Origin of the sequence: Curtobacterium sp. CFBP9011 (genome assembly GCF_034045095.1) — a bacterium.
Taxonomy (GTDB): domain Bacteria; phylum Actinomycetota; class Actinomycetes; order Actinomycetales; family Microbacteriaceae; genus Curtobacterium.
In genome coordinates this window covers 802452-826022 of record NZ_JAXCWN010000001.1, presented here as the reverse complement: position 1 = coordinate 826022, position 23571 = coordinate 802452, and the positions used below count along the sequence as shown (strand labels likewise).

The 23571-nt window shown below is 71.8% G+C and carries 22 protein-coding genes; 10 read left to right on the top strand and 12 right to left on the bottom strand.

The genetic code is table 11. The features are described from left to right. The first annotated feature begins 10 nt into the window (after window positions 1-10). Entirely contained in the window at window positions 11-469 is a 459-nt protein-coding gene (locus SOM35_RS03935) for an iron chaperone (protein WP_221849771.1), read from the top strand. Here SOM35_RS03935 and SOM35_RS03930 read toward each other — a convergent pair. The 7 genes from SOM35_RS03930 to SOM35_RS03900 all read right to left on the bottom strand — a co-directional run bounded on the left by SOM35_RS03930 (window position 447) and on the right by SOM35_RS03900 (window position 8190). Next, a complete protein-coding gene (locus SOM35_RS03930) occupies window positions 447-905 on the bottom strand; it encodes a MarR family winged helix-turn-helix transcriptional regulator (RefSeq protein ID WP_320514459.1) in 459 nt (152 codons plus the stop codon). The genes SOM35_RS03935 and SOM35_RS03930 overlap by 23 nt on opposite strands. Window positions 906-957: 52 nt before the next feature. Then, window positions 958-1692: a phosphatase PAP2 family protein gene (locus SOM35_RS03925; protein ID WP_320514458.1), complete on the bottom strand. Its 735-nt coding sequence runs from the start codon at window positions 1690-1692 to the stop codon at window positions 958-960. Between the two features lie 82 nt (window positions 1693-1774). Next, entirely contained in the window at window positions 1775-2692 is a 918-nt protein-coding gene (locus SOM35_RS03920; protein ID WP_320514457.1) for an ROK family protein, read from the bottom strand. Then, the gene (locus tag SOM35_RS03915) at window positions 2689-4389 is read right to left on the bottom strand and encodes an ABC transporter ATP-binding protein (RefSeq protein ID WP_320514456.1); all 1701 of its coding nucleotides are present in this window, start codon (window positions 4387-4389) and stop codon (window positions 2689-2691) included. The genes SOM35_RS03920 and SOM35_RS03915 overlap by 4 nt, the downstream gene beginning before the upstream one ends. Beyond that, window positions 4386-5282, bottom strand: a complete 897-nt coding sequence (locus tag SOM35_RS03910) for an ABC transporter permease (protein ID WP_111075187.1) — start codon at window positions 5280-5282, stop codon at window positions 4386-4388. Before SOM35_RS03910 ends, SOM35_RS03915 begins: the two co-directional genes overlap by 4 nt. 58 nt (window positions 5283-5340) lie before the next feature. After that, window positions 5341-6300, bottom strand: a complete 960-nt coding sequence (locus tag SOM35_RS03905) for an ABC transporter permease (protein WP_221849767.1) — start codon at window positions 6298-6300, stop codon at window positions 5341-5343. A 93-nt stretch (window positions 6301-6393) separates the two neighbouring features. Continuing rightward, a complete protein-coding gene (locus SOM35_RS03900) occupies window positions 6394-8190 on the bottom strand; it encodes a peptide ABC transporter substrate-binding protein (RefSeq protein WP_221849766.1) in 1797 nt (598 codons plus the stop codon). Between the two features lie 238 nt (window positions 8191-8428). On the opposite strand from SOM35_RS03900, the gene SOM35_RS03895 reads away from it, so the two are divergent. Genes SOM35_RS03895 through SOM35_RS03885 form a run of 3 tightly spaced genes read left to right on the top strand, consistent with a single transcriptional unit; the run spans window position 8429 to window position 11893 of the window. Continuing rightward, a complete protein-coding gene (locus tag SOM35_RS03895) occupies window positions 8429-9613 on the top strand; it encodes an ROK family protein (protein WP_111075190.1) in 1185 nt (394 codons plus the stop codon). Next, window positions 9606-11144 (top strand): M81 family metallopeptidase, encoded by a 1539-nt coding sequence (locus SOM35_RS03890; RefSeq protein WP_320514455.1) that lies wholly within the window; start codon window positions 9606-9608, stop codon window positions 11142-11144. Before SOM35_RS03895 ends, SOM35_RS03890 begins: the two co-directional genes overlap by 8 nt. Next, window positions 11141-11893 (top strand): copper homeostasis protein CutC, encoded by a 753-nt coding sequence (locus SOM35_RS03885; RefSeq protein WP_320514454.1) that lies wholly within the window; start codon window positions 11141-11143, stop codon window positions 11891-11893. The genes SOM35_RS03890 and SOM35_RS03885 overlap by 4 nt, the downstream gene beginning before the upstream one ends. An 86-nt stretch (window positions 11894-11979) precedes the next feature. Here the strand turns inward: SOM35_RS03885 and SOM35_RS03880 are convergent, their stop codons facing one another. Further along, window positions 11980-12936 (bottom strand): AraC family transcriptional regulator, encoded by a 957-nt coding sequence (locus SOM35_RS03880; RefSeq protein ID WP_221849764.1) that lies wholly within the window; start codon window positions 12934-12936, stop codon window positions 11980-11982. Between the two features lie 126 nt (window positions 12937-13062). Here SOM35_RS03880 and glgX point away from each other — a divergent pair, with 126 nt between their 5' ends. Genes glgX through SOM35_RS03865 form a run of 3 tightly spaced genes read left to right on the top strand, consistent with a single transcriptional unit; the run spans window position 13063 to window position 16232 of the window. Beyond that, the gene (glgX, locus tag SOM35_RS03875) at window positions 13063-15081 is read left to right on the top strand and encodes a glycogen debranching protein GlgX (protein ID WP_320514453.1); all 2019 of its coding nucleotides are present in this window, start codon (window positions 13063-13065) and stop codon (window positions 15079-15081) included. A 40-nt stretch (window positions 15082-15121) separates the two neighbouring features. Further along, on the top strand, window positions 15122-16009 hold the full coding sequence (locus tag SOM35_RS03870; protein WP_290156248.1) for an SDR family oxidoreductase: 888 nt from the start codon (window positions 15122-15124) through the stop codon (window positions 16007-16009). Between the two features lie 40 nt (window positions 16010-16049). Beyond that, window positions 16050-16232 (top strand): hypothetical protein, encoded by a 183-nt coding sequence (locus SOM35_RS03865; protein WP_320514452.1) that lies wholly within the window; start codon window positions 16050-16052, stop codon window positions 16230-16232. Between the two features lie 96 nt (window positions 16233-16328). Here SOM35_RS03865 and SOM35_RS03860 read toward each other — a convergent pair whose 3' ends face one another. Next, on the bottom strand, window positions 16329-18230 hold the full coding sequence (locus tag SOM35_RS03860) for a BCCT family transporter (protein WP_320514451.1): 1902 nt from the start codon (window positions 18228-18230) through the stop codon (window positions 16329-16331). A 93-nt stretch (window positions 18231-18323) separates the two neighbouring features. Here SOM35_RS03860 and SOM35_RS03855 point away from each other — a divergent pair, with 93 nt between their 5' ends. Together SOM35_RS03855 and SOM35_RS03850 are read left to right on the top strand one after the other, a co-directional pair. Next, a complete protein-coding gene (locus SOM35_RS03855; RefSeq protein WP_320514450.1) occupies window positions 18324-18818 on the top strand; it encodes a CBS domain-containing protein in 495 nt (164 codons plus the stop codon). After that, window positions 18815-20101 carry an ArsB/NhaD family transporter gene (locus SOM35_RS03850; RefSeq protein WP_320514449.1) on the top strand — a complete coding sequence of 429 codons (1287 nt, stop codon included), beginning with the start codon at window positions 18815-18817 and terminating at the stop codon, window positions 20099-20101. The genes SOM35_RS03855 and SOM35_RS03850 overlap by 4 nt, the downstream gene beginning before the upstream one ends. 28 nt (window positions 20102-20129) lie before the next feature. Here SOM35_RS03850 and SOM35_RS03845 read toward each other — a convergent pair whose 3' ends face one another. The 3 genes from SOM35_RS03845 to SOM35_RS03835 are packed head-to-tail and all read right to left on the bottom strand — an operon-like array spanning window position 20130 to window position 23058. Continuing rightward, entirely contained in the window at window positions 20130-20600 is a 471-nt protein-coding gene (locus SOM35_RS03845) for a DUF4396 domain-containing protein (RefSeq protein ID WP_320514448.1), read from the bottom strand. Then, window positions 20597-22825 carry a heavy metal translocating P-type ATPase gene (locus SOM35_RS03840; protein WP_320514447.1) on the bottom strand — a complete coding sequence of 743 codons (2229 nt, stop codon included), beginning with the start codon at window positions 22823-22825 and terminating at the stop codon, window positions 20597-20599. Before SOM35_RS03840 ends, SOM35_RS03845 begins: the two co-directional genes overlap by 4 nt. Before the next feature lie 5 nt (window positions 22826-22830). Beyond that, window positions 22831-23058: a heavy-metal-associated domain-containing protein gene (locus SOM35_RS03835; RefSeq protein ID WP_320514446.1), complete on the bottom strand. Its 228-nt coding sequence runs from the start codon at window positions 23056-23058 to the stop codon at window positions 22831-22833. A gap of 97 nt (window positions 23059-23155) precedes the next feature. Here SOM35_RS03835 and SOM35_RS03830 point away from each other — a divergent pair, with 97 nt between their 5' ends. Continuing rightward, window positions 23156-23482: a metal-sensitive transcriptional regulator gene (locus tag SOM35_RS03830; protein ID WP_320514445.1), complete on the top strand. Its 327-nt coding sequence runs from the start codon at window positions 23156-23158 to the stop codon at window positions 23480-23482. Window positions 23483-23571 lie beyond the last annotated feature (89 nt).

The following is a 23571-nucleotide window of genomic DNA, read 5'->3' as shown; positions in this document are numbered from 1 at the left end:
GGAGCCCACCATGGCAGCACGCGACGACGCGTCCGAGACCACGTTCACCGCCGAGGAGCGCGCCGCGATGCGCGAGCACGCGGCCGAGGTGAAGGCGAGCCGGAAGCGTGGGACGACGAAGGCCGAGAAGGCCGCGCTCGACGCCCAGGCCGTGGTCGACAAGATCGCCGCGATGCCCGAACCCGACCGGGGCCTGGCGGAGCGCATCCACCGCATCGCGCTCGAGGCGGCTCCCGACCTGGCACCGAAGCTCTGGTACGGCATGCCCGCGTACGCGAAGGACGGCGCGGTCGTGTTCTTCTTCCAGGACGCCGCCAAGTTCAAGGCGCGCTACTCCACGCTCGGGTTCCAGGACCCGGCGACGCTGGACGACGGGTCGTTCTGGCCGACCTCGTTCGCGGTGACGCCGGAGTTCTCCGACGTCGACGAGCAGACGGTCGCCGAGCTCATCCGTCGCGCGACGGCCTGAGCCCCTCCTCCAGCCGCTCGAGCAGGCCGACGGCGGACACCACGCCCGCAGCGTCGATGCCCTGCGCGTCGAGGGCGGTCCTGAGCGTCTCCGCCCACCGGGCCCGCAGCAGACCGATGCTCTCGGCCGCGAGTGCCGTCGGGAACAGCTGTGCGGTCCGGGCGTCGTCCGGGTGCGCCCTTCGTTCGACCATGCCCTTCGCGACGAGCGATCCGAGCGCGACACTGAGGTTGCTCCGCCGGAGTGCGGTCGCGTCCGCCGTGGCGCTCGGTGTCGTCCCCGGGTTCGTGTCGACCCAGCGCATCACCAGGACCTCGGTGCCGGTCAGCGGAACCACGTCGACGGCCCGCGGTCCGGTCGGGTCGAGCTCCCGCGCGACGCTGAGGACGACGTCCGCCAGTCGGGCCAGCGCGTCGTCGGATGGCAGGGAGGTCACCCCCGAACCGTAACCCGCGCGGATGGGCAGCCCACCGCGGTGGGACGCCGGGTCAGTGCCGTGCGGTCAGCGCCGGGCGGCGCAGGACGGGGATGCGCGGCATCGCCCAGTCCACCCAGACCAGCCGGGCGGCCGGGGCGACCGCGAGCGCCCACACCACGGACGCGACGGTGTCGGTCGGGTAGTGCACGGCGTCGATGGTGAGCGAGAGCACGACCACCACGACGACCACGGTGCCGAGCGTCACCGCGAGGGTGTGCCACCGGGTGTCGCGGAGCACCCACGTCAGCGCGATGACGATGGCGACGATGAACACGGTGTGCCCGCTCGGGTACGACGGGTCGGGCTGTGTCGCGAACGGGTGCGGCAGCAGCGCGGTGTCCGGTCGGGGGCGCTGGACGAGTTCCTTGACGAGGTCCGAGGGCACCCAGGTGATCGCGACCGTCCCGGCGAACGCGGCGGCCGGGCGGATGTCACGGTGCACGGCCCAGAGCACCCCGGTGACGACGACGGTGATGCCGATCGCCGGCGCCGGGCTGATGACGTGGTAGACCGCCGTGGTGACCGCGCCGAGCGCCCCGGTGTGCAGGGAGTTCAGCGCGTGTGCGAGACCGAAGTCGACGTCGCCGAGGACGAACCCGACGATCGTGATGACGATCACGGTGCCGAGGGCGATCGCGATGGTCGCGAGCGGGTAGGGCGTCCGGACGAGGATGCCGGTCGGCGTGCGCTCCCGGAGGGCAGGCGACTCCCGGCTGGCAGGCGTCGGGGCGGGCGCGTCGGTCATCCGATGATCCTCTCAGGCTGTGTGCTGCTGGCGTGCCGGGAGTCCCGCCCGGCAGATCAGAGAGCGCTCAGCAGCGCGGGGCTCACACCGGGACGACGAGCCGCCGCACCTGCGCCGCCGCACCGAGCGCCACGGCGTCCGGCCCGAGCGTGGAGGGTTCGACCCGGATCGCCGCTCCGCTGACCGGCGGCTCGTCCGCGAGCGCCGACGCGATGGCCGGCGCGAGCAGGTCCCACGACCGGGCGACCCCGCCGCCGATGACGACCGTCGTCACGTCGAGGATCCCCGCGGTGAGCAGGACGGCCCGGGCGACGCCCCAGCCGGCGGTCGCGAACACGGCCTGGGCGTCCGGGTCGCCGGCGCGTGCGGCCTCGGCGACCTGGTGGGTGCCGAGGCGTCGGCCGGTGCGCGCCGCGTAGCGGTCCGCCATCCCGCGGGCGCCGGCGACGGTCTCGAGGTGGCCGCGCTGCCCGCAGGTGCAGGGGGTGTCGCCGAACCCGGGGACGTGGCCGATCTCGCCGGCCGCACCGTGCGGGCCGCCGAACAGGGTGCCGCCGAGGACGAGCGCCCCGCCGACGCCGGTGCCGAGGGTCATGCCGAGCACGTCGGGCTCCCCCGCGACGGCGCCGGCCGCGACCTCGCCGAGGAGGAACGCGTTGACGTCGTTGTCGAGCGTCGCCGGGACCCCGAGCCGTGCGGTCACGGCGTCGGTGACGCCGTAGCCGGCCCAGCCGGTGAACGAGTTCGCGGTGACGAGCACCGTGCCCGTGGTCGGGTCGACGACGCCGGCAGCGCCCACCCCGACACCCGCCAGGGAGGCCCGGTGCCGGTCGAGCAGGGAGCGCACCGCCGCCTCGGCCCCGTCGAGGATCGCGTCGCCGCCGTCGTGTGCGGGTGTCGGCAGGTCGATGCGGTCGAGGACCTCGAGGTCGGTGGTGGCAACGAGGACCTTCGTGTTCGTGCCCCCGACGTCGATGCCGGCGAGGACCTCCGCACTCACGGGGTCACCGCGGCGAGCGAGGCCAGCCGTTCGGTCCGACGTTGCCGTTGCACCACCGGGTCGGGCACGGGGACGGCGGCGAGCAGGCGTCGGGTGTAGTCGGTCGTCGGGTGCAGCAGGGTCTCGCCGGTCGCACCCTGCTCCTCGACCGCACCGGCGCGCATCACGACGACCCGTTCGGCGAACTGCTGCACGACGGCGAGGTCGTGCGAGACGAACAGGCACGCGAAGCCCAGGTCGGCCTGCAGGTCGGTGAGGACCTCGAGGACGGCTTCCTGCACGCTGACGTCGAGGGCACTGGTCGGTTCGTCGGCCACGAGCAGCCGCGGGTCGAGCACGAGCGCCCGGGCCAGGCTGACGCGCTGCCGCTGCCCGCCGGAGAGCTCCCGCGGGGCACGGGTGGCCAGGGCGCGGGGCAGGCGGACGGCGTCCAGGACCTCGTCCACCCGGCGACGACGGTCGGCGGCCGAGGTCCGTCGACGGTGGATGGCGAGCGGTTCGGCGATGCACTCGCCGACGGACATCCGCGGGTCGAGCGAGGCCACCGGGTCCTGCAGCACGACGCCGATGCCGGAGCGGAGGGCCAGGCGGTCCCGTCCCCGGGTGCGGCGGAGGTCGGAGCCGAACAGCCGGACGCTGCCGGCGGTGGGGCGGACCAGGCCGAGGGCGACACGGGCGGCGGTGGACTTGCCGGAGCCGGACTCGCCGACCAGGCCGACGGTCTCCCCGGCGTGCACGACGACGTCGATGCCCCGCAGGGCGTGCACCGCGCGGGCGCCGCGGCCGAAGGTGACCGACACGTCACGCAGGTCGACCACCGGGGTGGAGGCGGGCCTCCCGTCCGGTTCGTCGGCGGACGTCGGTCGGTCCGTCACCACGGGCCGCTCCGCCGACGACGCGGTGGTCTGGAGGCGCGGCACCGCGGCCAGCAAGCGCTCGGTGTACTCGTGCTGCGGCCGGAGCAGGACGTCCTCGACACCGCCGGTCTCGACGATCGAGCCCTGCAGCATCACCGCGACCCGGTCGGCGAAGTCCGCGACGACGCCCATGTTGTGGGTGACGAGCAGCACGCCGGTGCCGGTGTCGGCGGCGAGCGCCCGGAGCAGCTCGAGGATCTCGGCCTGCACCGTGACGTCGAGCGCGGTGGTCGGCTCGTCGGCGATGAGGAGCGCGGGCTCGTTGGCGATCGCCATCGCGATGACGACGCGCTGCCGCTGCCCACCGGACAGCTGGAACGGGAAGGCCTTCGCGCGGTCCTCGGGCGACGGGATGCCGACGCGGCGGAGGAGTTCGACGGCCTCGGCGGCGGCTGCGGCTGCGGACACCGGCCGGTGGTTCCGGATGACCTCGGCGATCTGCTTCCCGACCCGGGTGAGCGGGTCGAGGGCGGTGGCGGGTTCCTGGAACACCATCGAGACGGTCCGGCCGCGCAGGGCACGGAGGGACGGTTCGGCGGCACCGACGACCTGGTGTCCGTCGACGACGGCGCTGCCGGTGACGGTGGCGTTGCCGGAGAGCAGCCCCATCGCGGCGAGCGCGACGGTGGACTTGCCGGAGCCGGACTCACCGACGAGCGCGAGGGTCTCGCCCGGTGCGACGGTCAGGGAGACGCCCTGGACGGCGTGGACGTCGCCGGACTCGGTGCTGAAGTGCACGCCGAGGTCGTCGACGGCGAGGATCGGTTCGGTGGCGGTCATCCGCGGCCCTTCACGTCGAATGCGTCCCGGAGTCCGTCGCCGACGGCGTTGAGCGCGCAGACGACGAGGATCACGGCGAGTCCTGGCGGCACGATCAGCCACCAGCGACCGGAGTAGGCGGCGGTGAGTCCCGCCGAGAGCATGCCGCCCCAGTCCGTCGCCGGCGGCTGCACGCCGAGGCCCAGGTAGGAGACGTAGGCGACCAGGAGGATCGCGTCGGCCACCTGGAACGTCGCGGCGACGACGATGGTCGACACCGAGTTCGGCAGCAGGTGCCGGCCGATGGCCCGGGCGTGCGAGCCGCCGATGGCGCGGAGGGTGAGCACGAAGTCACGGTTCTTCAGCGTCAGGGTCTCGGCGCGGATGAGCCGGGAGGGCACCAGCCACGACACGAACCCGAGGATCACGATGAGCCCCCAGACGCCCGGGGTGGTGATCGCCGAGATGACGAGCAGGATGAACAGCGCCGGGATCGCGATGCCGGCGTCGACGATGCGCATCATCACCGCGTCGACCCAGCCGCCGACGTACCCGGCGACCGAGCCCCAGAGCGTGCCGACGACGGTCGCCAGGATCCCGGCGGCGATGCCGACCATGAGCGACACCTTGCCGCCGTACATCAGCCGACCGAGGACGTCGTGGCCGACGGCGTCGGTGCCGAGCAGGTGGGCGCCGCCGGGGCTCTGGTTCGCCTGCTGGAGCATGGTGTGCGTCTGGTCGGTCGGGTACAGGAACGGGCCGACGAAGCAGAACAGCACGATGACGACGAGCACCACCAGGCCGATGACGGCGAGGGTGTTGTGTCGGAAACGGCGGGCGGCCAGCCGGAAGCCGGTGGCGGCGACCGTGACCGGTGCGCCGGGCGTCTCGGGGGCGAGTTGGACGGTGGTCATGCACGGCCTGCCTTCACGGTGCTCGTCCGGTACGTGTCGATGAGGGACTGGACGGTGGTCATGCGCGGCCTGCCTTCACTCGCGGGTCGATCAGGGACTGTGCCACGTCGGCGAGGAGCGTGCCGACGACGGTGGCGACGGAGATGACGAGCACGCAGCCGAGGAGCGTCGGGTAGTCCGACGTCTGCGCCGCGTTCCAGAAGAGCAGCCCCATGCCGGGGTAGTTGAACAGCTGCTCGGTGACGAGCGCACCGCCGAACAGCACCGGCAGGTAGTAGCCGAGCATCGCGACGACGGGCGTCAGCGAGTTCCGGAAGACGTGCCGGCGGAGGATCGTCGCCGTCGACGAGCCCCCGGCGCGGGCGGTGCGGACGTAGTCCTCCTGCAGGTTCTCCAGCGTCGCCGCGCGCATGTACCGGCTGAAGACGGCGATCATCGCGAGGGCGCCGGTGAGCACCGGCAGGACGAGGCCGGCCGGCTGCTGGAACACCTCGGCGAGGGTGGTGCCGCTCGGCGCCTGCGACGGCAGCCACGGCAGCTGCTGGCTGAACACGATGATGAGCACGAGGCCGAGGAAGAACGCGGGCGTCGAGTAGAAGACGAACGCGAGGGCGGTGGCGGCGTAGTCGATCGCGCCGTTGCGTCGCGCTGCCTGCCACATGCCGACCGGGATCGCGATGACGATCCCGAGCACGGCGGAGAGTCCGGTGAGGACGAGGGTCTTCGGGATGCGCTCCTGGATGAGCTGCGAGACCGGTTCGTTGAGCGTGTACGAGGTGCCGAGGTCGCCGGTGAGCAGCCGTCCGAGGAACCGCAGGTACTGCACGGGCAGCGCCTGGTCGAGGCCCTGTGCCTGGTTGAACGCGGCGATCTGGGCGGGGGTCGCGGAGACGCCGAGCACGCCGCGGGCGGGTCCGCCGGGCAGCGCGTGCAGCAGGCAGAACACGACGATCGTGACGATGAGGATCACCGCGAGCGCCTGCAGGACGCGGCGGGTGAGGTAGAGGGCAGTGGTCATGCTGCTTCCGATGGTCGGGTCCGGGACGTGGGGCGGACGGGAGGCGCGGTGCGCGTCGGACGCGCGCCGCGCCTGCCGTCCGTGGTCACGGTGCTACTTGCTCCACTTCCACTGGGCGGGGTGGAAGTTCGCGAGCGAGTCCTGGTCGAACCCGGTCAGGCCGCTCTTCTTGACGGAGATCTGGTAGTCCGGGCTGGGCAGCCAGATCACCGGCAGGTCCTTCGCGACCGCGGCGCTGTAGTCCTGCACGGCACTCGCGTCGGTGGAGGTGGTCGTCGCGTCGATGAGCGAGTCGACCTGCTTGTTCGAGTAGCTGCCGAAGTTCGCCGAACCACCGGTGGAGAACAGCGACTCACCGGTCGGGTAGGCCGGGAAGTACCAGCTGCCGGCGGTGCCGAAGAAGGACAGGTCCCAGTCGCAGCTGGACTCGTCGGCGGTGCAGGTCGGGGTCTGCGACAGGACACTCGACACCGGGGCCGTCTTGATCGAGAAGCCGATGCCGGTCTTCTCGAGCGACGACTGGATGGCGCTCATCATGTTGTCGGTGACGGTCGAGCCGGACTGCGAGAGCACCTTCATGGCGAACTTCGTGCCCGCCGCGACGCCCTCGCCGCACTGGCTGGACGAGGTGCCCGGGTCGGTGCAGACCATGGTGCCGCCCTGCTTCGTCCAACCGTGGCTCGTCAGCAGTGCCGCGGCCTTCTTCGTGCTGAACGGGTACGGGTTGTCCTTCTGCACGTCGGAGACGTAGTCGGACTCCTGCGCCTGCGGGATCGGACCGTAGGTGGAGGTGGCGGTGCCGTTGAAGACGACCTTCGACAGCGACTTCTGGTCGATCGACATCTGCACGGCCTGGCGGGCGTACAGCTGCTTGAAGACGGCGCCCATGTCCGGGTTGTTGAAGTTGTACGGCATGTACGTGATCGCCCAGCCGGTCCAGGGGTCGACCTCGTAGCCCTTCGACGTGAAGGAGTCCTTCTGGTCGAGGTCGGTGGCGTTGATGTAGCCGTAGTCGACCGCACCGGAGCGCAGGGCGTTCGTCTCGGCGTCCGCGGTGGTGAAGGGCAGCAGGTTGACGGTCTTGATCGACGCCTTCTCACCGCCGTCGTACTTCGGGTTCGCGGTCAGCTGGACCTTGCCGGCGGTCGTGAACGACGACAGGCCGTAGGGGCCGGAGATCGTCTTCCACAGGTCGTCCGAGTCGTAGTCGGCGATCTTGCCCGCGGCGGTGTTGAGGTACTTCCAGACCTGCTTCGCCCCGGTCGTGGTGCGGTCGGCGTCGCTCACCTGGCCGGAGGCGCTGGTCTTGTCCCAGGCGTGCTGCGGCAGCGGGATGATGTAGCTCAGCTGGTTCGCGAGCATCCAGTCCTTGTTGTACGCCTTGTCGAACGTGATCGTGAAGTGCGTGTCGTCGACGGTCTTGAAGGACGTCCAGTTGTCCGGCGCCTTGCCGGCCGAGTACGAGCCCCAGTCCTTCGCGTTCGCCTTGATCAGGTTGAACCAGAACTCGACGTCACGGCTGGTGATCGGCTTGCCGTCGGACCAGTGCCGGTCGCCGAGCGTGATCGTGACGCTCTTGCTGTCCGACGCGAAGTCCGCGGCGGTGGCGACGGAGCCCGGCTTGTCCCACCCGATCTTGCCGGTCGACCCGTCGTAGGCGATGAGGCGCTCGTACAGCGACTGCGCGATCGAGCCGTTGTTGGTGTTGAGGTGCGCGGCGGTGCCGATCGGCAGGATCCAGTTCGGCGTGAAGTTCGCCGGCAGCGCGTAGTTGATCTCGTCGGACGACGAGCCGGTGGTGGCGGAACCGCCCCCGGAACAGCCGGCGAGCAGGGCGCTCACCGCGAGCGCGGCTCCGGTGAGGAGGGCCCAGCGACGGGGCTTGGTCATGCGTGACTCCTTGCGCGAGGACGCCATCGTCGGCGTGGTGGAGGGACGGGAGTGTGACCGGGACCAGGCCCCGGTGGCACGTGCACAGTCAATGGCCGAAGTCGTTGGAAAAACAAACGTTCTCGTGTAAATAGTCTGTTTCTGCGGAACGGCGGAAAGCGCGGACCGGTCCTTCTGCCCCGTAGGCTCGGTGACATCGGGCGGCCATCGCGCCCGGTGACGCCGATTGGAGAAAGTCGTGCCGGACCTCAGTGCGCGCGTGCTCGAACTCATCGCCAGTGGCCAGGCCTCGAGCCGGACCGAGATCGCCCAGCTCCTCGGTGCCGCGCCGTCGACGGTGTCGCACGTCGTCGGACAGCTCCTCGGCCACGGCATCCTGGCCGAGGAGGGCACCGACGTCTCCACCGGCGGCCGACCCCGCAAGGTCCTGCGGATCGGCGGCTCGGACGAGTACGCGGTCGCCGCGGACGTCGGTGGCGGTCACGTCCGGATCGGCATCGTCCTGCCGGGAGGCGCGCTCGAGTCCGTCTCGACCGTCCCGTTCGCGCTCGCCGACGGTCCGACGGCCGGCCTCGCCGCCCTGGCGGAGCTCCTCGACGCCCTGGTGACCGAACGCGGACGCGACGGTCTGCGCGGGGTCGGGTTGAGCCTCCCGGGTCCCGTCGACGTCGAGGCGGGCGTCGTCGACCTGCCGAGCCGGATGCCCGGCTGGAACGGGTTCCCGGTCGCCGCGTGGCTCACCGAGCACTTCGGTGTGCCGGCCGCGATCGACAACGACGCGAACTGCATGGCCGCGGGCGAGCAGACCGTGCAGCCGTCCACCCGACGCCAGGCGATCACGGTGAAGGCCGGATCGGCGATCGGTGCGGGCATCATCATCGACGGCCACCTGTACCGCGGGTCGACCGGAGCCGCCGGGGACATCACGCACGTGCGCATCGACGCGGCCGGCGACACCCCGTGCTCGTGCGGCAACACCGGCTGCCTCGAGACCGTGGCGTCCGGGGCCGCGCTCGTCCGGATCCTCCGCGAGGCCGGCGTCGACGTCAGCACCACCCAGGACGTGGTCCGGCTGGCGCTCGAGGCGCACCCGGAGACCACCCGTGCAGTCCGCCTGGCCGGGCGGTACCTCGGCGAGGTCCTGGCCGCCAACGTGAACTTCTTCAACCCGGACGCCGTCTCCCTCGGCGGCATCCTGTCCACCCTCGAGCCGTTCGTCGCCGCCGTGCGGAGCCAGCTCTACGAGAGCTGCCACCCGCTCGTGACGCAGCACCTCGTCATCGAGCGGGCCTCGCTCGGCGCCGACGCCGGACTGGTCGGAGCCGGCCAGTTCGCCCTGCAGCGCGGCCTGGCGGCATCGCTCGAGGAGCTGTCCACCCCCGTCCCGCTGCGCACCACCAGGAACAGGAGCACCCGTGTCTGACACCGGAACCACCGCCGAGGCCCGCCGCCCGGTCATCGCCATCGCCGGCCTGGCCATCGAGACGTCGACGTTCACGCCGACCCGCACCCCGGCCGCCGCCTTCCACCCGGACCGTGGCGACGAGGTCGTCGCCCGGTACGACTTCCTCGCACCGCTCGCCGAGCGCGCCGACTTCCGGGGCGCCCTGATCGGCCACGCGCTGCCCGGCGGGGTCGTCCTGCGCGAGGCCTTCGAGGAGCTCAGCGCCGAGATCACCGACCGGCTGTCGGCGATCGCCGCCGACACCACGATCGACGGGCTGTGGTTCGACATCCACGGCGCGATGGTGGTCGAGGGACTCGACGACGCCGAGACCACGCTGCTCGAACGCATCCGCGCGGTGATCGGCCCGGACGTCGTCGTCTCGGCGTCGATGGACCTGCACGGCAACGTCTCGCGCGGCCTCGCCCACCAGTGCGACCTCATCACCTGCTACCGGCTGGCCCCGCACGAGGACGCCCTCGAGACGAAGGAGCGCGCCGTCCGGAACCTGGTCGACGTGCTCACCACCCGACCGGTCGGGGCACAGCGCCCGGTGAAGGCCTGGATCCCGGTGCCGGTCCTGCTGCCCGGCGAGAAGACCTCGACCCGCATCGAGCCGGCCGCGTCCGTGTACGCGCAGGTCGCCGAGGTCGAGTCGACCGACGGCGTGCTCGACGCCGCGATCTGGGTCGGCTACGCCTGGGCCGACCAGCCGCGGAACCGCGCCGTCACGGTCGTCACCGGCTGGGACGAGGACGCGGTGAGTGCCGGTGCCGAACGCCTGGCCCGGTCGTTCTGGGACGCCCGCGAGGACTTCGCCTTCGTCGCCCCGGCCGGCTCGTTCGACGAGTGCCTGGCCGCCGCCCTCGCCCCGGGTGCCGCCCGCCCCTACTTCGTCTCGGACTCGGGCGACAACCCGACCGCCGGCGGCTCGGGCGACATGACCTGGGGGCTGACGCAGCTGCTCGCGCGCGACGAGTTCCGGAGCGCCGACGGCCTGGTCGTCCTCTACGCCAGCGTCCCCGGCCCCGCCGCGGTCGCCGCGTGCGTCGCGGCCGGCGTCGGCGCGACCGTCACCGTGACCGCGGGTGCCGAGGTCGACGACCTCCACGCCGGACCGCTCACCATGACCGGACGTGTGCACGCGGTGAAGACCGGCGACCGGGACGCCCGGACCGAGGCCGTGCTGCAGGTCGGCAGCGTCTTCGCGATCCTCACCGAGCTGCGGAAGCCGTACCACCACGAGCACGACTTCACCGACCTGGACCTCGACCCGCGCAGCGCCGACCTGGTCGTCGTGAAGATCGGGTACCTCGAACCGGAGCTCTACGACATGGCCGCCGACTGGATGCTCGCGCTGACCCCGGGCGGTGTCGACCAGGACCTCGAACGCCTCGGCCACCACCGGATCGAACGGCCGGTGTACCCCTTCGACCGGACCTTCCCGGAGCCCGACCTGACCGCCCGGGTCATCCCGGCGTCCGACCGACCCCTCGGAGCCCACGCATGACCGGACGCAGCACCTCCCCGTCGCTCGAGATCGCCGTCACCTCGGCGACCGGCGCCGCGACCGCCCTGGCCGGGGGCGCCGACCGCGTGGAACTCTGCAGCGCGCTCGAGCTCGGCGGCCTCACCCCGTCGCAGGGGCTCGTCGAGGCCGCCGTCGCCACCGGCCTGCCCGTGCACGTCCTGGTCCGCTGCCGTCCGGGCGGCTTCGTGCACGACGCCGACGAACTCGACCTGATGGAACGCGAGCTCGTCGCCGTGCTGCGCTCCGGGGCGACCGGCGTCGTGGTCGGGGCCCTCCGCCCCGACCGCACGCTCGACACCGACGCCCTGGCCCGCTTCGTGGCCGCCGCCCGCACCGAGCGGTCCGACGCCGAGGTCACCCTGCACCGGGCGATCGACCACGCCGCCGACCCCGTCGCCGCCGCGGCCGGACTCGCCGAGCTCGGGTTCACCCGCGTCCTGACCTCCGGCGGGGCCCCGACCGCCCTCGCCGGCGCCGACACCATCGCACGGATGGTCGCGGCCGCCGGGTCCGTCCAGGTGATGGCCGGCGCCGGCGTCACGCCCGCGGACGTGCCCGTGCTGCTCGGGACCGGGGCCGCCGCCGTGCACCTCTCGGCGAAGCGGCTGGCGGACACCGCGCACGGGGGCGTGCCGATGGGCGCAGGGGACTCCGGGGACGGGCACTTCGAGACCGACGCCGAGGTGGTGCGGGCAGCGCGGGCTGCGGTGGACGCGCACCGCGACTGACGGAGGCGGCGGGGCGGGGGCGATCCGGGCCTCCCGGCCGCGCCCTGTCGCGCCCGGCCGCGCCCGGCCGCGCAGCGAGCTCGCGGTCAGTCCGCGTGCACGCCGCTCCGCAACGTCGCGCTCGGCAGCTCGCCGAACCGTGCCCGGTACGCGCCGGAGAACCGGCCGAGGTGGGCGAAGCCCCAGTCCCGGGCGACCTCGGCCACCGCGGCGGTCGACGGGTCGGCGGACCGGAGTGCCTCGTGCACGGCGTCGAGCCGGACGTTCCGCAGGTGCGCCAGCGGGGAGACGCCGACCGACCGGTTGAACGACTGCTGCAGCCCGCGCGGGCTCATCCCGGCGGCGGTGGCGATGTCCGCGAGCGTGACCACCCCGTGTGCGTGCTCCTGGATGTACGTCAGCGCGACCCGCAGTCGCTCGCTGCTCGTCGTCGCGGGGGCGTCCACCGGGAACGTGGCGACCACGGTCCGGGCGACGCGGGCGTTCAGTTCGGCGCGCTCGCGGCCGGCGACCGACTCGTCCGTGATCGCTGCACCGAGCTCCTGCAGGACGGACCGCAGCGGGGCGAGGTCGGCGTCGGACTCGGTCCGGCGGAACCGCAGGGGGCCGGCGACCTGGATGCCCTCGGCGGCGAGCGCTGACCGCAGGAGCCGGTCCGACAGGTGCAGCATCGACACACGGCCGGTGGCGGCCTCGAAGTCGTAGCGGAACGCGGCGGCGATGAGGAACGGCTGGCCGGGGCGGACCGTGGTGCGGACACCGTCCTGGTCGGTGATGACCGCGCTGCCGTCCCCGATCCAGAAGACGATGTGGTCGGCGCGGGGCTCCATCGTGCCGGTCCGGCGGCCCTCGACCGCGGATCCGCGGAGCGACAGGTCGGCGTCACCGGCGCCGGTGTACCGGAACGCCGAGCGCTCGTCGCCGATGCCACCGCCGGTACCGTACGTGTCGCTGAGACTCGCGGGTCGGGTCGCACTCGTCCCCGCCAACCGGACGGCACGGAAGCCGTCGGGGGTCCCCGAGCTCGGGCGCAGATGGGTCACGCCCTGATGTTCCCATGTCTGTCCGTCGTGCGCGAGCACCCGGTGCGTCGCGTCGGGCGGCACCGGGGGCGACGCCGGGGTACGCCGATCGGTGCCGGGCACAGTCGCCGACCGGTAGAAGGAGTCATGACCTCCTCCACGCGGAACCCCCTCGGCGTCACCCTCGTCGACGGCGGCGCCAACGTCGCCGTCTTCTCCAGCACCGCCGAGCGCATCGAGTTCTGCCGGTTCGACGACGACGGCACCGAGCACCGGACCGAGCTGACGAACCGCACCGGCTACACCTTCCACGACGTCGTGCCGGACGTCACCGTCGGCACCCGTTACGGCTTCCGCGTGCACGGCGCCTGGGACCCGGCGAACGGCCTGCGCCACAACCCGGCGAAGCTCCTGCTCGACCCCTACGCCACCGCGATCGACGGCGGGTACCAGTGGGGCCAGGAGCTGTTCGGCCACGACATGGACGAGCCGGAGCAGATGGACGAGTCCGACTCGGCCGCCGCCATGCCCCGCTCGGTCGTCGCCGACCGCTCGTTCGACTGGGACGGCGACACCCGCCTCGAGACCCCGCTGGCCGACACCGTCGTCTACGAGGTCCACGTGAAGGGCTTCACCAAGCAGCACCCCGACGTGCCCGAGGAGATCCGCGGCACCTACGCGGGCCTGGCGCACCCGGCCGCGATCAAGCACCTCACCGACCTCGGCGTCACCGCGGTCGAGCTGCTGCCGATCCACCAGTTCGTGCAGGACTCCACGCTTGAGGACAAGGGCCTCCGCAACTACTGGGGCTACAACAGCATCGGCTTCTTCGCCCCGCACAACGAGTACGCCGCCTCGGGCACCGCAGGCCAGCAGGTCGCGGAGTTCAAGGAGATGGTCAAGGCCCTGCACGCCGCGGACCTCGAGGTCATCCTGGACGTCGTCTACAACCACACCGCCGAGGGCAACCACATGGGCCCGACGCTGTCCTTCAAGGGCCTCGACAACCAGTCGTACTACCGGCTGGTCGAGGGCGACGAGGCGAACTACTTCGACACCACCGGCACGGGCAACAGCCTCAACGTGTCGCACCCGACGGCGCTCGGCCTCATCACGGACTCGCTCCGCTACTGGGTCGAGGAGATGCACGTCGACGGCTTCCGCTTCGACCTCGCCACGACCCTGACCCGTCAGGACGGCGAGGCCGAGAAGCACTCCGCGTTCCTCGACATCATCCACCAGGACCCGGTGCTCCGCGACGTCAAGATGATCGCCGAGCCCTGGGACACCGCCGGCTACCAGGTCGGTGGCTTCCCGGCCGACTGGTCGGAGTGGAACGGCAAGTACCGCGACGACCTCCGCTCGTTCTGGCGCGGCGACGAGGGCGCCCTCGGTGACGCCGTGCAGCGTGTCCTCGGCTCCCCCGACGTCTACGAGGGCTCCCGCCGCTCGCCGCTCTGCTCGGTCGACTTCGTCACCGCGCACGACGGCTTCACGCTGGCCGACCTCACCATGTACGCCGAGAAGCACAACGAGGCGAACGGCGAGGACAACAACGACGGCGAGAGCAACAACACCTCGTTCAACGGCGGCATCGAGGGCCCGACCGACGACGGCGCGGTGAACGACTACCGCGACCGCCAGCGCCGGAACTTCCTCGGCACGCTGCTGCTCTCGGCCGGTGTCCCGATGATCCTCGGTGGTGACGAGATCGCCCGCTCGCAGGGCGGCAACAACAACGCCTACTGCCAGGACGACGAGATCTCGTGGTTCGACTGGGCCGCGGCGGACCAGGACCTGCTCGCCTTCACGACCGCGGCGATCGCGTTCCGCCAGCAGCACGTCGCGCTGCGCCCGGAGTGGTACCGCACCGCGCCCGGCGACTCGCCGTCGACCGTGTCGGTGCTCCGCGCCGACGCCAACGGCTTCGAGGACGGCGACTGGACCGACGGCGGCAACCGCGCCGTGATCCTGGTGCTCGCGCAGGGTGACGACAGCATCGCGCTGCTCCTCAACGCCTCCGAGACGACCGTCGAGTTCACCCTGCCGGAGCGTCCGGGCGGCGGTACCTGGTCCCTCGGCCTGTCGAGCGACCCCGACCAGGCCGTCGACGGCGACGCGACGACGCTGCTCGTCCGCGACGCCTCCTTCACGGCCCTGCAGTAGCCCGAGAGGCCTCCAGTCACCCCGAGAGGACAGTGAGAGCATGAGCCAGTACGAGAAGCACGATCCGACCACGCTGTACCCGGTCCCGCCGTTCCCGAAGCAGGAGCAGTCGCTGCCCGGGGCCGCGTGGAAGATGGACCCGAAGCCGGACCACGGCGAGGAGAGCTACGTCGGCAAGGCCCGGCTGGAGGGGTTCCGCGGCATCGTCACGGGCGCCGACTCCGGCATCGGCCGGGCCGCCGCCATCGGTCTCGCCCGGGAGGGCGCCGACCTGGTGCTGTCCTACCTGCCCGACGAGCAGCAGGACGCGGAGGAGGTCCGCGACCTGCTCGCGGGCGAGGGCCGGAAGATCGTGCTGTTCCCCGGTGACATCTCGGACGAGCAGTACTGCATCGACCTGGTGCAGAAGGGCGTCGACGAGCTCGGCGGCCTCGACACCCTGGTGATGGTCGCCGGCCGGATGGACAGCAACGACGACATCCTGACCCTCGACACGTCGATGTTCGACTCCACCTTCAAGACGAACATCTACTCGCTGTTCTGGCTGACGAAGGCCGCGGTCCCGCACCTGGAGCCCGGCTCGACGATCGTCACGACGGGCTCGATCCAGGCGTCCACCCCGTCGCCGGACAAGATCGACTACGCCGTCTCGAAGGGTGCGATCAAGCTCTTCACCGAGGCGGTCGCCCAGCAGCTCGCGCCGAAGGGCATCCGCGTCAACTCGGTCGCCCCGGGTCCGGTGTGGACGCCGCTGCAGCCGGGTTCGGACGACGCCGAGACGGTGTCGACCTTCGGGCAGCAGGCGCCCTACGGCCGACCGGGTCAGCCGGCCGAGCTGGCCGCGGCGTACGTCCACCTGGTCAGTCCAGAATCGAGCTACCAGTCCGGTTCCACGATCACGGTCGCCGGCGGCACACCCGCCTTCTGAGCCCGATCCGAGTCCGGTCAGCACTGCGAAGGAGCACACGATGAGCAACGACACCACGGCGCACGACCCCGGGGGCACGCCGAAGCCGGACGGACTCGGCGACGACGGGACCGTCCCCAACGAGCCCGGCGGTGTGGCGGCCGGGTTCACCGGGGACGACTCGCACTTCAACCCGGAAGAGGACGCCGCCGACGGCGACACCGACGGCGACTCCGACGCCTGACCGGACGGCGCACACGCGCTGACCGCATGACGGGAGGCCCGGTACCAGCTGGTACCGGGCCTCCCGTCATGTCGTGTGGTCGCGACCGGTGCCGGGTCAGCGCTCCGAGCGGGACGTGTCGGTCGCGTCACCGGCGGCCGTCGCGTCCACCGGGGCGTCGAGCCGAGGGTCGAGTGCCGGGTCGGGCGAGACCGTCTCGGTGCCGGGCACGGGGTCGTCCGCCAGGGCGATCCGCTCGGCCGGCGTGGTCCCGAGCACGGCGCTCGAGGTGGCGTCGACCGCGGACCGGCGGCCGCGGACCCGTTCCTTCACCGCACGCCACGGGCGACCGAGGCTGCTGCCCACCGGCCTCTCGGTGGGTGCGTCGACCTCGAGCCCGTAGTACTCGCCGACCTTCTCGAGCAGCAGGGCGCGCTCGGCCTTGTCGTACGCCCGACGCTCGCGGCTGAACGCGATGATCGTCGCCCAACAGGTGAGCAGCAGGACGACGCTGAACGGCAGCGCGGTGGTGATCGCCGCCGTCTTCAGCGCGTTCAACCCGCCGGTCAGGAGCAGGGCCACGGCGAGCAGGGCCGAGACCGTCGCGAAGAAGACGCGGAGCCAGTTCTTCGGCTCGATGTCGCCGCCGGACGCGATCATCGCCATCACCAGCGAGCCCGAGTCGGACGACGTGACGAAGAAGACGCCGATGAGCAGGATCGCCCCGAAGGTCAGGACGACCCCGGCCGGCAGGCCGCCGAGCAGCGCGAAGAGCGACCCCTCGACGTCCACGGAGCCGTCGGCGCCGACCAGCCCGCCGGAGCCGTCGGTCTGCTGGTGGATCGCGGCGCCGCCGAGGACCGCGAACCACAGGAACGTGAGCGCGGTCGGGACGAGCAGGACGCCGAAGACGAACTGGCGGACCGTGCGCCCCTTGGAGATGCGCGCGATGAAGATGCCGACGAACGGCGCCCACGACATCCACCAGCCCCAGTAGAACGTGGTCCAGGCGCCCTGCCACTCCTCGCCCGCAGCACCCTGCTGGGCGGTGACGTTGAAGGACAGGCCGACGAGGTTCTGCAGGTACGCACCGATCGACTGCACGAAGTCGCGGAGCAGGAACTGGGTCGGGCCGACGATGAGCACGAAGAGCAGCAGCGCCGCGGCCAGCACCAGGTTGAAGTTGGACAGGATCTTCATGCCCTTGGTGACCCCGGTGACCAGGGACACGATCGTCACCGCGGTGATCACGCCGATGATCGCGATCTGGCTGACCACGCTGCTCTCGGCGATGCCCGCGGCCTCGAGCCCGGCACCGATCTGGATGACCCCGAGGCCGAGCGAGGTCGCGACGCCGAACAGGGTGCCGATCAGGGCGATGACGTCGATGAGGTTGCCCCAGCCGCCACGGACGCGGCTGCCGAGGAGCGGTTCGAGTGCCCAGCGGATCGAGACCGGACGCCCACGTCGGTGGATCGCGTACGCCAGGGCCAGACCGAGGACGACGTAGATCGCCCATGCGTGCAGCCCCCAGTGCAGGAACGTCTGGGTGAGGGCCTGCTGCGCGAGCTCGCTCTGGGTGCCGGTGACGCCGGGCCGCGGCGAGGCGAAGTGGCTCAGCGGTTCGGAGACGCCGTAGAAGACCAGGCCGATGCCCATGCCCGCTGCGAAGAGCAGCGAGAACCAGGACCCGGTCGAGAACTCCGGTTCGTCGGCGTCCTTCCCGAGCTTGATGTCACCGAACCTGCCGAACCCCACGAAGAGCGAGAAGCCCACGAAGAACGCGGCGACCAGGACGTAGTACCAGCTGAAGTTGCGGACGATGCCGCTCTGCAGCGTCTGGAACACGGACTCGGCGGATGCCGGTGCGATGAGCGTCCAGGCCACGAAGCCGAGCACGATCACGGCAGCGGGCCAGAACACCCACGTCCGGAGGCGTGGGGTGGTGGTCACGGGCTCTCCGAGGGGTGCGCCATCGGCGGTCACGGCCCCGGAGGCGGGTGGTTTCGTCGTTGCCATGCAGTCCATGGTGCCTGCCATCGGCTCCGAACGCCGATCTCGGCGGGTGGTTGACTCGACTGGTTGCCCACCGAACGCATCCCTGGAGGGACCGTGCACGCCTCCGACATCACCACGACACTCGTCGTCGTGGACCGCTCGACATCCGCCCTCGACGCCGTCCGGCTCATCGCCGACCAGGACCTCATCGGCCTCGTCATCGCCGAGGACGGTGCTCACCCGTCGTCGGTGGTGTCGAGCGTCGACGTCCTCCGGTACCTGCTCCCCCGCTACCTGCTCGACGACCTGTCCCTGACCAACACGGTCGGGGACGTCGGCCTCGACGACCTCCGGCAGGGGCTGGAGGGTCGGACGATCGGTGACCTCGTGGACGACTCGACCGTCCGGACACGTCCGGTCCTCGTCGTGCCCGCTGACGCCGGCCCGATCGAGATCGCCGCCCGGATGGTCGACCAGGGCACGCAGGTCGCCCTGGTCGAGGACCCCTCCCGCCGCGAACCGGCGTTCGTCACCCTGCCCGCACTGCTCGACGCGATCGTCGCCCGCTGGGACGCGCCCGGCCCCTCGGACGCCGGGGACCGCTCGTGACGGTGCAGATCGTCCTGGCGATCGCGGTCTTCGTCGTCGCCTACGTCTTCATCGCGACCGAGAAGCTGCCCCGGGTGCTCGTCGCGCTCGGCGGAGCCGCGATCATGGTCGTCATCGGAGCGACGGACGACGCGTCCGCGTTCTTCTCCGAGGAGACCGGGATCGACTGGAACGTCGTCTTCCTGCTGCTCGGGATGATGATCATCGTCGGGATCCTCCGGCAGACCGGGGTGTTCGAGTACCTGGCGATCTGGTCCGCGAAGACCGCCAAGGGGCGCCCGTTCCGGATCATGGTCATGCTCGTCGTGATCACCGCCGTGCTGTCGGCCTTCCTCGACAACGTGACCACGATCCTCCTGGTCGCCCCGGTGTCCCTGCTCGTCGCCCAGCGACTCGGGAAGTCGCCCGTGCCCTACCTGCTGGCCGAGGTCTTCGCGTCGAACATCGGCGGGACCGCGACCCTGATCGGCGACCCGCCGAACCTCATCATCGGCAGCCGCGGCGGCATCGGCTTCAACGAGTTCATCCTGCAGCTCGCGCCGATCGTCGTCGTGCTCATCGCCGTGCTCATCGGGCTCTGCCGGATCCTGTTCCGCTCGACCTTCGCGTACGACGAGGAGCGCGCCGCCCGTGTGATGGCCCTGGACGAACGCGAGGCGATCCGCGACCGCGGTCTGCTCGTCCGTTCCCTCGTCGTCGTCGGACTCGTCCTGGTCGGGTTCCTCACCTCACAGCTCACCGGACTCGAGCCGTCGATCGTCGCCCTGCTCGGCGCCGGACTGCTGGTGCTGCTCGCTCGGCTGGAGCCCGCGCGGGTCTTCGGCGACGTCGAGTGGGAGACCCTGCTGTTCTTCGCCGGCCTGTTCGTGATGGTCGGGTCGCTCGTGAACCTCGGCGTGATCGAGGCCATCGGTCAGGCGGCGAAGAGCGCCGTCGGTGACCACTACTTCGCGGCGTCGGGCGTGCTGCTGTTCGGGTCCGCGCTGTTCTCCGGCATCGTCGACAACATCCCCTACGTCGCCACGCTCGCACCGCTGACCAACGACATCGTGCAGTCCGGCGGCGGCGATGCCCGACCGCTCTGGTGGGCGCTCGCCCTCGGCGCGGACCTCGGCGGCAACCTGACGGCGGTGGGCGCCAGTGCCAACGTCGTGATGACGGGCATCGCCAAGCGCAACGGGCACCCGATCTCGTTCTGGGAGTTCACGAAGTACGGGGCGATCGTGACCGTCGTCACGGTGGGACTCTGCTTCCCGTACCTCTGGCTCCGCTACTACCTCTGAGTGGTCCACCACCGCTGAGTGGTGGCGGTCAGTGGTGCCCGTGCACCTTCGCGTGCCCGAGCCCACGCCGCATCAGCGCCCGGTTGACCGGGGTCGTGACGACGAAGGCCAGGGCGAGGGACAGCGCGAGCGAGCCCCAGAACAACCACTGGTCGAGCTGCGCGTCGAGGGCGCCCGGGATCGCGACCACGACCGTGTTGTCGATGACCTCCATCACCGCGATCGAAACCGTGTCGGCGGCGAGCGCGACCCGCAGTGCCGCGCCGAGCGACAGCCCGGAGCGGAGCACGCCGCGCATGGTCAGGGCGTAGCCGAAGACGAACGCCAGCACGATCGACAGCACCACGGTGCCGACGTTGTGGAGCCCGGTGGCGGTGCCGATCACCATGCCGAGGACCTCGCCGATCGCGCACCCGGTCAGGCAGTGCAGGGTGGCCTGGGCCGCCATCGACCACGTGGTGGTGCCGTGGCCGCTCATGTCGTCGCTGTGCCCGCTCACCGGGCGCTCCCGTCGACGGAACGGAACCGGCGGAGGCGCAGGCTGTTGGTCAGCACGAAGACCGACGACAGCGCCATGGCGGCCCCGGCGATGACTGGGTTCATCAGCCCGGCCATCGCGAGCGGGATCGCGGCGACGTTGTAGGCGAAGGCCCAGAACAGGTTCGTCCGGATGGTGCGGAGTGTCCGGCGCGACAGCCGGACGGCGTCCACGGCGGCCCGGAGGTCGGCACGCACCAGGGTGATGTCGGCGGCCTCGACGGCGGCGTCCGTGCCGGTGCCCATCGCGATGCCGAGGTCCGCGGCGGCGAGGGCGGCGGCGTCGTTCACGCCGTCGCCCACCATCGCGACGGTCCGGCCGGCGGCCTGCAGCTCGGTGACGATCCGGTACTTGTCCTCGGGTCGGACGCCGGCGGTGACCCGGTCGATGCCGACCTCCGCGGCGACGCGCTCCGCGACCCCGGCGGCGTCCCCGGTGAGGAGCGTGGTGTCGAGGCCGAGCTCGTGCAGCCGACGGACGGCTTCGGCGGCTCCGGGCGCGACGGTGTCCTCGACGACGACGAGCCCGCGGACCCGGCCGTCCCAGGCGACGGCGACGGCGGTCCGTCCGGCGGTCTCGGCTTCGGTCGCCGCGGTGGACAGGGACTCGGGCATGGCGACCGACCAGGCGTCGCGGAGCCAGACCGGACGGCCGACCAGGACCAGCACGCCGTCCACGAGCGCCTGCACACCCAGTCCGGCGGTGGACGCGAACGACTCCGGACGGGTCTCGGATCCGCCGCGGTCGGTGCCCGCGGCGACGACCGCGCGGGCGATCGGGTGCTCGGACCCGGACTCGGCGGCGGCCGCGGCACGGAGGACGGAGTCGGCGTCCTCGCCCGCGGCGGGCAGGACCTCGGTCACGCGCATCGTGCCGGTGGTGACCGTGCCGGTCTTGTCGAGCAGGACGGTGTCGATCCGACGGGTGGCTTCGAGGACCTGCGGCCCGCGGATCAGGATGCCGAGCTGCGACCCACGCCCGGTGCCGACCAGCAGGGCGGTCGGCGTCGCGAGCCCGAGCGCGCAGGGGCAGGCGATGACGAGGGTCGCGACCGCGGCCGTCAGGGCGGCCTCGACGTCGCCCGTGAGCACGAGCCACCCGACCAGGGTCAGGGCGGCGAGTCCGAGCACGACGGGCACGAAGACGCCGGAGACCCGGTCGGCCAGGCGCTGGACGTCGGCCTTGCCGGTCTGCGCCTGGGTCACGAGCGTGCCGATCCGGGCGAGCTCGGTGTCCGCGCCGACCCGGACGGCCTCGACGGTGAGCAGGCCGCCGACGTTGACGGTCGCACCGGTCACCGCGGTGCCCGGGCCGACCTCGACGGGGACGCTCTCCCCCGTCATGACGCTGGTGTCGACCGCGCTCGTGCCGTCGACGACCGTGCCGTCGGTGGCGATGCGCTCACCGGGGCGGACGACGAACCGCTCGCCGACGCGGAGGGACGCGGCCGGGACCTCGACCTCGCGGCCGTCGCGGAGCACCCGGGCCGTGCTGGCACCGAGGGCGAGCAGGGCGCGGAGGGCGGCGCTCGACCGGGTCTTCGCGCGGCCCTCGGCGAACCGGCCGGCGAGCAGGAACACGGTCACGGCGGCCGCGACCTCGAGGTACGGCTCCGGGGCGGCACCGCGGGGGGCGGTGAACGCGAAGGTCATGTGCATGTCGGGCCCGCCGGCACCGCCGAACACCAGCGCCCAGAGGGACCAGAGCCCGGCGGCCACGATGCCCAGGCTGACGAGGGTGTCCATCGTCGCGGAGCCGTGCCGGGCGTTCAGGGCTGCGGCGCGGTGGAACGGCCAGGCACCCCAGGTCGCCACCGGGGCGGCGAGCACGAGGGCGACCCACTGCCACCACGGGAACTGGAACGCCGGCACCATCGACAGCGCGACGACCGGGACCGCCAGGACGGTGGAGACCACCAGGCGTCGGCGGAGCGGGGCGAGGGCGTCCACGTCGGGCTGCTCGGGCTCGGGGCGGCGGGCGCCGTAGCCGGCCTGCTCGACGGTGGCGATGGCGTCGTCGACCGCGGTGCCGTCGGGCAGCGAGACCGTCGCGGTCTCGGTGGCGTAGTTCACGGTCGCGGAGACGCCCGGCATCTTGTTGAGCTTGCGCTCGATGCGGTTCGCGCACGAGGCGCACGTCATGCCCTCGATCGCGAGCTCGACCGGAGCCGGGGTCGTCGTCGCCACCGGGCTCAGCGCTCCGCCTGGGTGTAGCCGGCCTCGTCCACCGCGGCGTCCACGGCGGTGTCGTCCAGCGGCTCGGTGCTCGTCACGGTCGCGGTGGAACGGCCGCCGGCGACCAGGTCGACCCGCACGTCGGTGACGCCCGGCAGTTCCCGGAAGGCTTCGTCGATGCTCATGACGCAGTGCTCGCACGTCATGCCGTCGATGCCGTAGGTCGCGGTCTGCTGGTCGGTCATCCGGTCCTCCTCGTGTCACCCGTCGGACGGGTACGCTGCTCGCATACCCTCAGGGGGTACCCCCCACCGTAACGCCGACGACGAGGATCTGTTCCCGATGAGCGAAGAGACAGCGGAGACCGCACACCACGAGCCCGCGCACCACCACGGCTACATCTCCGCGAAGGACGACTACCGCAAGCGCCTGCGCCGGATCGAGGGCCAGGCCCGCGGGCTGCAGCGCATGGTGGAGGACGAGGAGTACTGCATCGACATCCTCACCCAGGTGTCCGCGATGACGAAGGCACTGCAGGCGGTGTCGATGGGGCTGCTCGAGGACCACCTGCGCCACTGCGTCACCGACGCGGTCGCCCGGGGTGGCGACGAGGCCGAAGCGAAGATCCAGGAAGCCACACTGGCCATCAAGCGCCTGGTCCGGTCCTGACACCCCCTTCTCGTGTACTGCTGGGTTCTCCCACCAAACCGACTGCTGGTCCACTCCGAATGTCCTGCGAGGCGCATGGCAACCGACCG